The 13,283-nt window shown below is 45.4% G+C and carries 10 protein-coding genes and 1 pseudogene; 8 read left to right on the top strand and 3 right to left on the bottom strand.

Annotation, left to right across the window (positions count from 1 at the left end; genetic code table 11):
- The first annotated feature begins 206 nt into the window (after positions 1-206).
- Positions 207-1,025, top strand: a complete 819-nt coding sequence (locus tag C8R11_RS05600; protein WP_107794831.1) for a hypothetical protein — start codon at positions 207-209, stop codon at positions 1,023-1,025.
- Between the two features lie 248 nt (positions 1,026-1,273).
- Here the strand turns inward: C8R11_RS05600 and gatB are convergent.
- The 3 genes and pseudogenes from gatB to gatC form a co-directional block, all read right to left on the bottom strand.
- Positions 1,274-2,716 (bottom strand): annotated as a pseudogene (gene gatB, locus C8R11_RS05610) (Asp-tRNA(Asn)/Glu-tRNA(Gln) amidotransferase subunit GatB); the annotation flags it as partial.
- A gap of 44 nt (positions 2,717-2,760) precedes the next feature.
- A complete protein-coding gene (gatA, locus tag C8R11_RS05615; RefSeq protein ID WP_107794834.1) occupies positions 2,761-4,212 on the bottom strand; it encodes an Asp-tRNA(Asn)/Glu-tRNA(Gln) amidotransferase subunit GatA in 1,452 nt (483 codons plus the stop codon).
- A 167-nt stretch (positions 4,213-4,379) separates the two neighbouring features.
- Positions 4,380-4,667 (bottom strand): Asp-tRNA(Asn)/Glu-tRNA(Gln) amidotransferase subunit GatC, encoded by a 288-nt coding sequence (gatC, locus tag C8R11_RS05620; RefSeq protein ID WP_090700616.1) that lies wholly within the window; start codon positions 4,665-4,667, stop codon positions 4,380-4,382.
- A 128-nt stretch (positions 4,668-4,795) separates the two neighbouring features.
- On the opposite strand from gatC, the gene C8R11_RS05625 reads away from it, so the two are divergent.
- From C8R11_RS05625 to C8R11_RS05655, 7 genes are all read left to right on the top strand, one after another.
- Complete coding sequence (locus C8R11_RS05625) at positions 4,796-5,854, top strand: rod shape-determining protein (protein WP_090700677.1); 1,059 nt, start codon at positions 4,796-4,798, stop codon at positions 5,852-5,854.
- A gap of 168 nt (positions 5,855-6,022) precedes the next feature.
- Entirely contained in the window at positions 6,023-6,922 is a 900-nt protein-coding gene (gene mreC / locus C8R11_RS05630) for a rod shape-determining protein MreC (protein WP_107794835.1), read from the top strand.
- Complete coding sequence (gene mreD, locus C8R11_RS05635) at positions 6,903-7,454, top strand: rod shape-determining protein MreD (RefSeq protein WP_244531892.1); 552 nt, start codon at positions 6,903-6,905, stop codon at positions 7,452-7,454. Before mreC ends, mreD begins: the two co-directional genes overlap by 20 nt.
- Positions 7,451-9,358, top strand: coding sequence for a penicillin-binding protein 2 (gene mrdA / locus C8R11_RS05640; protein WP_107794836.1), 1,908 nt, complete (start codon positions 7,451-7,453; stop codon positions 9,356-9,358). The genes mreD and mrdA overlap by 4 nt, the downstream gene beginning before the upstream one ends.
- 8 nt (positions 9,359-9,366) lie before the next feature.
- Complete coding sequence (gene rodA / locus C8R11_RS05645) at positions 9,367-10,503, top strand: rod shape-determining protein RodA (RefSeq protein WP_090700624.1); 1,137 nt, start codon at positions 9,367-9,369, stop codon at positions 10,501-10,503.
- Entirely contained in the window at positions 10,500-11,447 is a 948-nt protein-coding gene (locus C8R11_RS05650) for a septal ring lytic transglycosylase RlpA family protein (RefSeq protein ID WP_107794837.1), read from the top strand. Before rodA ends, C8R11_RS05650 begins: the two co-directional genes overlap by 4 nt.
- A gap of 589 nt (positions 11,448-12,036) precedes the next feature.
- On the top strand, positions 12,037-13,278 hold the full coding sequence (locus C8R11_RS05655) for a TraB/GumN family protein (protein ID WP_107794838.1): 1,242 nt from the start codon (positions 12,037-12,039) through the stop codon (positions 13,276-13,278).
- Positions 13,279-13,283 lie beyond the last annotated feature (5 nt).

Genomic DNA, 13,283 nt, shown 5'->3' on the forward strand with positions numbered 1-13,283 from the left:
AACCTGCTAAACATTCATCAGGCCAGTCTAATATTAACGCATATCACAAATAATGACAGGAAAATCAGTTTTTTATTGCTGCAAACCCCATAACAGGGCAGAATTAACCCTGACAGCTGCACGGATAAGCGCAATGGCTGATTGCACCTCGCATTCGGGTACAATATTAGTGACGTATCATTTTTTTATGACAAAAGGAGCTTTTCATGGCGAATTCGAGTAATGCACTTTGGATAGGTGGCATCGTTATAGTGGCCGCTTTGACAGCAGTTGAGCTGTTGTCTTCGCGAGACAATGATGACACGATTGAAGCTATTGACAGCGGCACAGTTGCAGGGGCGGTGCCCCCTGCTTCGCCGCAGCAGGATGCCGGTCAGATTGCTATGGGTGCGACAGATACGGCAGGAACTCCCGGTGCCGACAATAAATCTGAATTTACCGAGATGTATAAACCCGATCCTGAATACGACGCATCGTCCGAATATGCCTCAGATTTAATTGTTGATCTGGACAATCCGGAAGCAAACATCGCAACTGCAACCGATCAATTAAAAAACCTGCAGGACGAAGTTGAATCAAGTGCTGCAAAAATGGCCGGAACACTGAATCAGTTGGACGAATCGTTGTTGGCAGAAGAAGCTCCGGCGCAACCAGCCGGGGACGAATTTGCAGACATTCGACCACTGAGCGATGCAGATGATGAAGAGCATGAAATGCAATCCACGGCATCGCATCATGCTATTTCACAACATTTGGCCGCTGCCGAAGAAGCCATCAAAGCACTGCGCATGACCACACCGGCAGGTGATAACGCCTACGAACACTATCAAGCTGTGCTGGCAATCGATCCGAATAATGCCAAGGCGCACGCCGGAATAGAGAAAATGGTCGACATATATGTTTATTTTGTCGAGAAGGCGATTGCAGAAGATGAACTAAACAATGCCAGAGTTTATTTGCAGCGCGCAGAAAATATCAAGCCCGGCTCATCAAAGCTTAAAAGCCTGCGTGCTGAACTTAATTAATCCTGTGTACATTTTGCAGTCACACAGTTAAAAGGAAAGGCTGTTGAATAACTACCCGTGTTGCCGCCGCAGCGTTAATACCATGCTCATAATACTTATTTATTATGCATAAATCTCGTTTTCTACTCGAGACATTATGTGTCTCGCCTATCAGGCCGGCTTTCAGGCGCCCAAAATCTGCTTGCAGCAATTTTGCCGCCTGTTTTTGTCTTGTATTGTCAGCCTCGAAAACGTTTTTCAACGGCCTGTTAACTTAATTTTTTCTTGAGGATGGCATTTACTTGCGTCGGATTGGCTTGGCCTTTGGTCGCTTTCATGACCTGGCCGACCAGTGCATTAAATGCTTTTTCCTTGCCATTTCGATAGTCGGCAACCTGCTGTTCATTGGCCGCCAGCACTTCGTCGACCAGCTTCTCAATTGCACTGTTATCTGAAATCTGTTTCAGTCCTTTGGTTTCAATAATGGCATCGACATCCTGATCCAACTCGCCCGACCACATACATTCGAAAACCGTTTTGGCAGCTTTACCGGAAACGGTGCCGTCATGGATACGCGCTAATAACGCAGCCAGTTTTTCAGGCGGTACCGGACAGGCCGTAATATCCATATCTTCCTTGTTCAGCCGTGCGCTGATTTCACCCATAATCCAGTTGGCACACAGTTTGGCTTGCGCGGGCAATTGCTTCGCGACCGCTTCGAAATAATCTGCTATTTCGCGAGAACTTGTCAACACGGACGCATCATAGGCGGACAAATCATACTCAGAAATATAACGCGCTCGTCGCGCTTGAGGCAATTCAGGCAAAACGCTTTTCAACTGATCGATCCACGCCGGTGAAATTTCAACCGGTAACAAGTCTGGGTCAGGGAAATAACGGTAATCGTTGGCATCTTCCTTGCTGCGCATAGTACGTGTCTCGTCCTTATTGGCATCGTATAACCGCGTCTCCTGCCGGATTGTACCGCCATCTTCAAGAATATCTATTTGCCGATCGACTTCAAAATCAATCGCTTTTTCCAGAAAACGGAACGAATTCAGATTCTTGATTTCACAACGCGTACCGAATTTTTCGACACCGCGTGGCCGCACCGACACATTGGCGTCGCAACGAAATGAACCTTCCTGCATATTGCCGTCGCAAATACCTATCCAGCGTACCAATGCATGCAGCGTTTTTGCATACGCAACCGCTTCTGCGCTGCTGCGCATATCAGGCTCCGAAACAATTTCCAACAACGGAGTACCCGCGCGGTTCAAATCGATACCGCTCATGCCATGAAAATCCTCATGCAACGACTTACCGGCATCTTCTTCCAGATGCGCACGTGTCAAGCGGATGTATTTTTCTGTCTCGCCCACTTGAATGCAGATATTGCCACCCTCTACAATCGGCAATTCATATTGGCTGATCTGGTAGCCTTTGGGCAAATCAGGGTAAAAGTAATTTTTACGTGCAAAAATTGAAGGTGAATTAATTTTTGCACCGACCGCAAGACCTAGTTTGATGGCATGTTCGACAGCACCGCGATTCAAAACCGGTAATACACCTGGCAGCGCCAGATCTACAGCACAGGCTTGCGTATTCGGCATCGCGCCGTAAGCAATTGATGCGCCCGAAAAAATTTTGGATTGCGTAGACAATTGAGTATGTACCTCAAGACCAATGACAATTTCCCACTGCATGTTTGATTTTCCGACTAGATAGTAATAATTTTAATTAGACATCTTTATATTTACAAATCAGGAGCCTGCTGATGCCAGTCTGTAACTAGCTGATATTGATGCGCGACATTCAACATTCGTGCCTCGGCAAAATAATTGCCGACAATATGTAATCCTACAGGCCTGTTTTTTTCGCCGAATCCAATGGGAATCGACATACCCGGCAACCCCGCCAGACTGGCACCGCTTGTATAAATATCTGACAGATACATTTGTATCGGATCACTGCTTTTCTCACCGATATCAAACGCAACCGTTGGCGCCGTCGGCCCCATGATGACATCACAATGCGTGAATGCACGTTTGAAATCCTCTGCAATCAACCGGCGTAATTTTTGTGCCTTGATATAGTAAGCGTCATAATAACCGTGCGACAAAACATAAGTGCCTATCAGGATACGGCGTTTTACTTCGGCGCCGAACCCTTCCGCCCGGCTTTTACGGTACATGTCTCCAAGATTTTCATAGGCTTTCGCGCGATGACCATACCGCACACCATCAAAGCGCGATAGATTACTCGAAGCTTCAGCAGGTGCCAGCACATAATAAACTGGTATGGATAGCGATGAATTCGCCAGTGATACTTCAAGCGTCTCTGCGCCGAGTTTACGATATTCGCCCAGAGCCTGTTCGACTGCTTTTTCAACGTCGCTACTCATTCCCTCGGCAAAATATTCTTTTGGCAACCCAATGCGCAGACCGGACAACGGCTTCTCCAGATTGCGCATATAATCTTCTGTTTCGCGTTGCAAACTGGTTGAGTCGCGCGCGTCGAATCCGGTCATTACATTGAGCATCAGCGCCAGGTCTTCAGCGGATTTTGCCATAGGGCCGCCTTGATCAAGACTGGATGCAAAAGCGATCATGCCATAACGTGATACGGTGCCATACGTGGGCTTGATACCCGATATGCCGCACAAGGCTGCGGGCTGGCGAATCGAGCCGCCGGTATCGGTGCCGGTTGCAACAGGCGCCATGCGCGCGGCAACCGCGCAAGCCGAACCACCTGAACTGCCCCCCGGCACGGCGGCCACATCCCATGGATTCCTGACCGGTCCATAGAACGAAGTTTCATTACTCGAACCCATGGCAAACTCATCCATGTTGGTCTTACCGATATTGACCGCACCCGCCTGATTAAAACGCTCAATCACGCACGCATCATATGGCGAGACAAAGTTGGACAACATTTTAGAGCCACAAGTCGTCAGCCACCCTTTTGCACAGAAAATATCCTTCTGCGCCACTGGGATACCTGTCAAAGGAATGGCTTTATCTGTCGCAATTTTCTGGTCGGCAATGCGGGCCTGCGCCAGCGCCTTCTCATCATCAACGGTTATGAACGCGTTGTATTGCGGATTCAGCTGTTTGATACGTTTTAGAAATTCGGTTGTTAACTCCACACTCGAAATCTCTCTATCCGCCAGCCGTTTGGATAGCTGCTTAAGACTGTCATTAAACATGGTATTTACTAATCGGGAGGTATAGAATACGAAGGTTGTGAGATTGTTGCTATAATTTTATATTTACTGAGCGCTGATTCATCAAAATATGCCGACCGGATTAGTTGCGAAGCGATATTTCAAACCGGACTTTTTCAGATAACATTATTCGAAACTTGCTCAATCATTTATTCAATCACTTTTGGTACAAGATACAGACCTTCTTCGATCTGCGGAGCTACGGATTGAAAAAGTTCGCGCTGGTCAGATTCAGTCACGACATCTTCACGCAACCGCTGCACCACATCTTGCGCATGAGACATCGGCTCAATCTGAGATGTATCAACAGTCTGCATGGTCTCAATCAAATTAAAAATATCGGATAACTGCACCAATGTCGCCTTTGCCTCATCTTCACTGACCTTGATATAAGCAAGTTCAGCAATTTGTTTTACATCATTAACAGATAAAGTCATATAGAATGAGAATCTTATATTTAAAGAAGTAATAGGGTATCATGACGCCGTTTATTTGGCGTACCAATTTTTACTCATTTTTTAATTTTATATGTCCATCATCATTCTCAATTACGGATATTGCCACCATGTTTAATTTTCTGAGCAACAATTTTCTGGGCAGCTATTTCTCAACAGATATGGCAATTGACCTGGGTACGGCCAATACGCTGATTTACGTCCGCGGTCAGGGTGTTGTACTTGACGAACCATCTGTAGTGGCTATTCGCGAAGAAAGTGGCACAAGCGGAAAAAAAATGATTCAACAGGTTGGCCTGGCAGCCAAGCAGATGCTGGGCCGCACACCCGGCAATATCACAGCCATCCGTCCCATGAAGGATGGCGTTATCGCTGATTTCACCGTTACTGAACAAATGCTCAAAATGTTCATACGGAAAGTCAATCCACCGCGTCTTTTTTCTGCCAACCCCCGCATTGTCATTTGTGTTCCCTATGGCTCCACCCAGGTTGAACGCCGCGCCATACGCGAAGCAGCATACGGCGCCGGCGCACGCAAGGTGGAACTAATTGAAGAACCCATGGCAGCTGCACTAGGCGCAGATATGCCGGTGGAATCACCGACAGGATCCATGGTGGTTGATATTGGCGGCGGCACCACTGAAGTCGGCATTATTTCATTGGGTGGCATTGTGTATTCAAATTCGGTACGTGTAGGTGGCGATAAATTTGATGAAGCCATTATCAATTATATTCGCCGCAATTACGGTATGCTGATTGGGGAAGTGACGGCGGAATTCATTAAAAAGGAAATCGGCTCTGCGTTTCCAGGTTCCGAAGTGCGCGAAATTGAAGTCAAAGGACGTAACCTGGCGGAAGGTATTCCACGCAGTTTTACCATTTCTAGCAACGAAATCCTGGAAGCTTTGACAGAACCACTGAACAATATCGCCAGCGCTGTCAAGACTGCGCTGGAGCATACCCCACCTGAACTCGGCTCAGATATCGCCGAAAAAGGCATGGTCATGACGGGCGGTGGCGCGTTGTTGCGCGACATTGACCGCCTGATTATGGAAGAAACCGGTCTGTCGGTAATTGTTGCAGATGACCCTCTGTCCTGTGTAGCACGGGGAGCGGGTATTGCACTGGAAAACATGGATCAATCTATCGGTATTTTTGCCAGTGATTAGCGATAATCCTCAGCTTAGATAAGCATACGTTAATTAAATGAGCCTAATACACGGATACGGCTCATTCCAACAACGAGAGGTTTTTTGCATTAGTTACGAACTTAACACAGTATTAGCAGTTTTATGCGCAAGCCTCTCAAAGACTGATTTTTTGCAGTACTGAATAAAATGGATTCAACTCCTCAGTTTTTCAGGCACGGCCCCGGTCCATTTGCCCGGTTAGGTTTTTTTATTCTTTTATCATGCCTGCTCATGGCTGAAGACTTACGCTTCAAAGTTTTTCCTGAATTCCGTCAGACAATTGCAATCATGATTTATCCATTGCAAAAAGCAGCACTTTTTCCATCCGCTACCAATGCAATAATCAAGCAACTAATCGGTAATTTTCACCTGCTCGAAGAAAACGCTTATCTGAGAGAGCGCTATCTTCGTGACAGCGAAAAGCTTTTGCGTTTACGCGCGTTAGAATCCGAAAACAAACACTTACGAAAACTTCTCGGCGCTGTCAACACAATTGAAACCAAAACAACAGCCAAAGCAGTCATGGCCGAAATTCTCTATACGCCCCGCGATCCGTTCAGCCACAAAATTACCTTGAACAAAGGCAATCTGCATAATATCCAGGCGGGTCAGATTGTAATTGACAACAAAGGCATTATCGGACAAATCACGCAGGTTTATCCATTGACAGCCGAAGTAACGCTGATTACCGACAAAGATCACTCTGTTCCGATACAGATAGTACGTAACAATATCAGAACTGTGATCTCGGGCACCGGAAAAAACAATGAAATTGAATTACGCTATCTATCTGTTAACACAGACATTCGGGAAGGCGATTTACTAGCCACTTCAGGAATAGGTGGCGTATATCCGCGCGGACTACCGGTAGCCACTGTTTCAGAAATCAAGCGCCACCCAGCGGATAACTTTGCACAAATAACCGGCATTCCGATTGCAGGTGTCGATCGCAATCGACAGGTGTTAATTTTATCCTTCTCTGCCACTTTACCAGACCCGTCTGAAAAACTCATCAAGGAATCCAGTGTTGAGCCTAAAAATAATTGATGAATCGAAATTACATCCCCACAAGTATTTCAGCCGCGATATGCTTGCTCCTGCAAAATTATGGTATGTGCTTCTCAGTCTCGCTTTAGCGTTGATTCTGAATTTTATTCCATCACAATCATTTTCACTCTCAGCCCGCCCTGATTTTGCGGCGCTGGTTATACTTTTTTGGAGTATCAATCAGCCGCAGCGGATGGGAATGAGTATTGCTTTTTGCATAGGCTTAATGATGGATGTCCATAATGCCGGAATATTGGGTCACCATGCACTCGCCTATTGTGCTATTGTTTATATCGCATCAGTATTTCGTCGTAGACTGAGAATTTTCGATTTAATGCAACAAGCGCCTCAAGTAGGCCTTATTCTTCTAATTATGCAGGGACTCCTTGTATTAATTGCATTACTGAATGGTTCAAATTTACCAGACTGGACATTCTTTCTGGCATCACTCACCGGCGCCATCGTCTGGCCTCTTATCGCTTTTATATTGAGTATTCCGTTAAGGCCCAGGCCCGATTCTGAAACAATATGAAACCAACTGTAGAACTGAGAAATCATCCGCTCGAATTATATAAATTCCGCAGGCGCCTGGCCTTCAGCGCCGGATTTATATTGTTGTTGTTTCTCGCTCTGCTTTCCCGTTTTTTTTATTTGCAGGTGACACAAGGAGAGCATTATCATACTTTAGCTGAAGCGAATCGGATTTCCATTGCACCATTGGTGCCCAATCGCGGGTTGATTCTCGATCGAAACGGTAAAATACTTGCTCAAAATTATTCCACTTACACGTTGGAGATCACCCCCAATAAAATTCAAGACCTTGAATCCACACTTGAAGAATTGGCCACCATAATTGAAATCACACCGAGCGATCTGGAACAATTCCGAAAATTACTCAGGGAAAACAAGCGTTTTAAAAGCCTTCCTATTCGCAATCGCTTAACTGACAAAGAAGTGGCCCGTTTTGCTGCCCATCGTTACCGTTTTCCAGGCATTGAAATTCAGGCGCGTATTCTACGTTATTATCCCTATGGTGAGCTGGCGTCCCATGTCGTTGGATATATCAGCCGTATTAGCGATAAAGATCTCGAGTATCTGGAACAATCCGGCGAACTTGATAATTACAGGGGCTCGCATTTTATAGGCCGTATTGGTATTGAACAAAGTTATGAAAAGGAATTGCATGGCATCACCGGTTTTGATGAGGTTGAAACCGATGCAGCCGGTCGTTCTATCCGAGTGTTGTCACGCACACCCCCAGTATCCGGTAATAATCTGCTGCTTACACTGGATATTAATTTGCAACAAGTTGCTGACGATGCTTTTGGCAATCGCCGTGGAGCCTTAGTCGCAATTGATCCCAATAATGGCGAGGTACTTGCATTCGTCAGCAAACCGGGGTTTGATGCCAATTTATTTGTTGGCGGTATTGATCACAAAAACTGGAATTTATTGAATAATTCAATTGACAGACCTCTCAATAACCGTGCTTTACGCGGCGTTTACCCGCCAGGTTCGACATTCAAGCCTTTTATGGCGCTGGCTGCACTCGAGTTAGGGCTGCGCTCACCCGGGTACGCTATCAGTGACATCGGTTACTTCACTCTGCCAGGTTCGGAACGCCGTTATCGCGACTGGAAAGTCGGCGGACATGGCCGGGTAGACCTGCATAAATCACTGGTCGTTTCTTGTGACACTTACTATTACAGTCTCGCGCACGATATGGGCATTGACCGTATACATAGCTATATCAAACAATTTGGATTGGGAAAGAAAACAGGGATTGACATTTTTGGTGAAATCGAAGGGTTGCTGCCTTCACAAGAATGGAAAATGCACAGGCATAATCAAAGATGGTATGCAGGCGACACGATATCGGTTGGCATCGGTCAGGGTTATGTGTTGACGACTCCACTACAACTGGCATTTGCTACCGCAATCATCGCCAATCATGGAACAGCTTATCAACCGCATCTCGTTAAACAAATCACAAACAGTCAAACAGACACCGCACGCGAGCTCTCCAAACAAAAATTATACACAATCAACCATCAACCGCAGAATATGGAATTAGTGCGCAAGGCCATGGTAGATGTAACGCGACCCGGCGGCACAGCTTCAAATTCCGCAGCAGGTGCTGAATATACATTTGCAGGAAAAACAGGCACATCACAAGTGATTGGCATCAAACAAAATGAACGCTATAAGGAAGAACTTGTCGCTGAACGACATCGTGATCATGCCATGTTTGTCGCCTATGCACCCGCCGAAAATCCAACCATTGCGTTAGCTATTCTGGTCGAAAACGGCGGCAGCGGTGGTTCCACCGCCGCACCAATTGCACGACAGGTGCTTGATTATTTTTTGCTCGGTAAATTACCCGTTTCAAAAGAAGCAGAAAACGTGGCGGTATCTGAACATACGCATGACCATTAGGCGAAAACATGTCGAATCTATCCAATTCCAAATTAGAAATATCTGCGTTTGAACTCGGTAAATTATGGCATTATTTCACGCGTTATATCGATAGCTTTCTATTGACAGGCATTTTAATTCTGATGATTGTTGGGCTGATCACACTCTATAGCGCTACCGGCGGAGATATCAATAAAATCAGCAAGCAGGCGGCTCATATGTTGATTGCTTTATCAATTATGTGGCTGGTAGCAAATATTCCCTTACAGCAAATAATGCGACTTGCGCTTCCCCTGTATTTGCTTGGTTTCATTTTATTAGTCGGGGTCGCGCTCTTTGGCGAAATCAACAACGGCGCGCGCCGCTGGCTTGATATCGGCATAACCCGCATTCAGCCATCTGAAATCATGAAGATAGCCGTACCACTAATGATGGCCTGGTATTTTGACAAATATGAAATTACTTTGCGAATAAGGGATTATTTCGGCGCCACAATTATTCTGTTATTGCCTGTTTTGTTGATCTTGCGTCAACCAGACCTGGGAACAGCTTTATTAATTGCAGCAAGTGGTTTCTATGTATTATTTCTGGCTGGATTATCATGGCGGGTAATAGGCGGGCTGATTGTTGCCGCGATCGGCAGTGTTCCGATACTTTGGTCTTTCATGCATGATTATCAGCGACAACGTGTTCTAACACTACTGGATCCGTCGCAAGACGCGCTCGGCGCCGGCTATCACACCATTCAGTCATCCATTGCCATTGGCTCAGGCGGCATTGTTGGCAAGGGTTGGCAGAACGGAACACAAACCCAGTTAGACTTTTTACCGGAACAAAGTACCGATTTTATTTTTGCTGTTTTCTCAGAAGAATTTGGCTTAATTGGCAATTCTCTATTATTATTACTCTATTTAATCGTCATTGGACGTTGCATGGTTATAACCGCAAATGCATCAACGCAATTCACACGGCTCATAGCAGGCTCAATTACACTCACGTTTTGTACCTATATTTTCGTAAATATGGGCATGGTGAGCGGTATTCTGCCTGTTGTCGGTGTACCATTGCCCTTGATCAGTTATGGCGGTACAGCTCTGGTAACAATGTTACTGGGCTTTGGCATTTTAATGAGTATACAAACACATCCTAAACTCGTAAAAACATGATAAACACTAAAGTTAGACCTCATAGCATACGAAAATATTTTCCTTCAATATCAACACTGGTTATTAAAGTGATCGCACCCGTAGTTTTTCTGTCTATTTCAGGCTGCGCCAGCACATCCCAGTACAGCGCTCTGGATAAGACTGACACAGCGGATTCATCAAGCCAGAAAATTTCCCTGCAAAAAGGTGGCGGGTACTACCTGGACGATGGCCCGGGAGATAATCCACCTAACGATATTCACCTTATTCCGGATGCCGTCCCGAAACTGGAGCCTCTCCGCGAATCCAATATGCGTCCTTATCAGGTAATGGGACAATCGTTTGAACCAATGACCTCGCTAGAACCTTATAAAGAACGTGGCATGGCTTCCTGGTACGGTCGACGCTATCATGGGAATCAAACAGCGTCTGGAGAGGTTTATGATATGTATGAAATGTCTGCTGCGCACCCCACTTTACCCCTACCAAGTTACGCGCGCGTCACCAATATTCAAAATGGTAAATCTGTGACCGTACGTATCAATGATCGCGGCCCATTTCTTTCTGACCGGCTGATAGACCTGTCATACACCGCCGCCTATAAACTGGATCTCATAGCGGACGGCAGTGGTGAAGTAATCGTTGAAACGATTTTGCCAGATCAAATACAAAAAATAGCTTCATCAAGAGCACAAGAACCATCCACTGTCATCGCAGGCAACCAGAAGAATGCAAACGAAACCTATCTACAGCTTGGTGCATTTGGTACTGTAAATAATGCACGTAATTATTTATCGCACATTCAGGAAAGACTCCCTTGGCTTGGCAAAACAATCAACATCAGCAAAAAGAACGGTCTGTTTAAAGTTCACGCTGGCCCTTATGCCAACCAATTACTCGCCCGACAGGCAGCCAATACAATCACCCAGCGATTATCGATCAGACCTGTAATTATCTTTGATTGAATATTTCGCAGACTATCTCATCAAGACAGTATTTGTAAACGCAAAAAAAATCCCTACTATAGAGTAGGGATTGAAGGGCCTCGTCATAACTCATTAACTACAAATCATATTAAACTACAGCAAATATTTTAAACACCGATGACGCGATACAACCATATATCTTTTGATTCTGGCTCAAAGATATTGCGATCACTTGAATAAAACGAACTATAATACGCATTGAGTAAGTCCAAAGCGAATTGAATAGACATAAATCACCGTCATTTCTTCCATATAACTGTGTTTTTAGTCACACCAAATCCCGAACACCAAAATCCAATGATTTAAACAATGACATGCAATCCTACCAATCAAAAAAAATTTTCCGTGTCGGATTTCCCGGGGAGAGAGTCCAGAAATGGTATTCATAACGAAGAGAAGCTGCCTGCAGACAGATATTCTGCTGATGCGAGGCAAACAATTACTCTTTGCAACGGAAATAATCGGACAATATGACTGAAATCTTTTTTCACAGCCAATCACACAATTCTCGAACAGTCACCTGTGCTGTTTTTTTAAAGTTATCGTCTAACTTGGACCTTATTCGCCCATGACCAACAAAGAACCATCCGATATAAAGATTGCTAATAGCGATCGCTTATTAACTGAGCCGATTAAAACGGTCCAAATCGACAACCGTAGTATCACAATGCTGGGTACCGCACATGTTTCAAAAGCCAGTGCGGATAAAGTCCAAGAACTCATCGCAACGGGAAAATATGACGCAGTAGCGATTGAATTATGTCCAAGTCGCCATAAAGCAATTGTCAATCCTGATGCGATGGCTCAAATGGATTTATTTCAAGTGATTAAATGCGGCCAGGCCAGTATGGTTGCCGCCAGTCTCGCATTAGGCGCATTTCAGCAACGCATGGCCGAACAATTTGACATTGAACCTGGTGCAGAAATGCGTGTAGCCATCAAAGACGCGCAGATGGCGAAATTGCCCGTTATATTGATAGATCGGGAAATCGGCGTCACGCTCAAACGTATTTATCATAATATCCCATGGTGGAAGCGAATGGGTTTGTTCGGCGGCTTGATCGGCAGTGTGGTCAGCAAAGAAAAAGTCAGCGCAGCTGAAATTGAAAGACTAAAAGAAGGTGATGTGCTGGAAAGCACATTTTCCCAGTTTGCAGAGGATGAAAAAGATTTATTTAAACCGCTAATCAGTGAGCGCGACGAATATATGTCCGCCCGTCTCATCAAAGAAAGCAAAGAGAATAATTATCAACATATTCTGGCTGTTGTCGGTGCCGGTCACATGAATGGCATGCAATATCAGATTGAAAACAACCGCATTACAAACCCCGATGAAACCATAGCGCTACTGGATGTCCAACCTGCTTCATCAGGCTGGTTTAAATATTTACCTTGGGCAATTGTCTTGCTGATTCTGATCGGTTTTGCAATCGGATTCATGCGCAGTCCGGAGATCGGCGCAGCCATGATACTGGATTGGATACTCATCAATGGCGGACTCTCCGCGTTAGGTGCAGCTATAGCATTCGCACACCCACTAACAATTATGACCGCTTTTTTTGCGGCACCGCTAACATCGTTAAACCCGACCATAGGCGCAGGTATGGTGGTAGCGGCAACTGAAACTTATTTACGCAAACCCAAAGTAGGTGATTTCAATCGCCTGCGAAAAGATACTACCAGTCTGAAAGGCTGGTGGAACAACCAGGTCACACGCATTCTATTAATTTTTATCTTATCCACGCTAGGTTCAGCAATCGGCACGTATGTAGCTGGTTTTCGCATATTTGAGCGATTAAGCAGCAGCTAAATGAC

The sequence above is a fragment of the Nitrosomonas aestuarii genome (genome assembly GCF_003046585.1).
In the GTDB taxonomy this organism is placed as follows: domain Bacteria; phylum Pseudomonadota; class Gammaproteobacteria; order Burkholderiales; family Nitrosomonadaceae; genus Nitrosomonas; species Nitrosomonas aestuarii.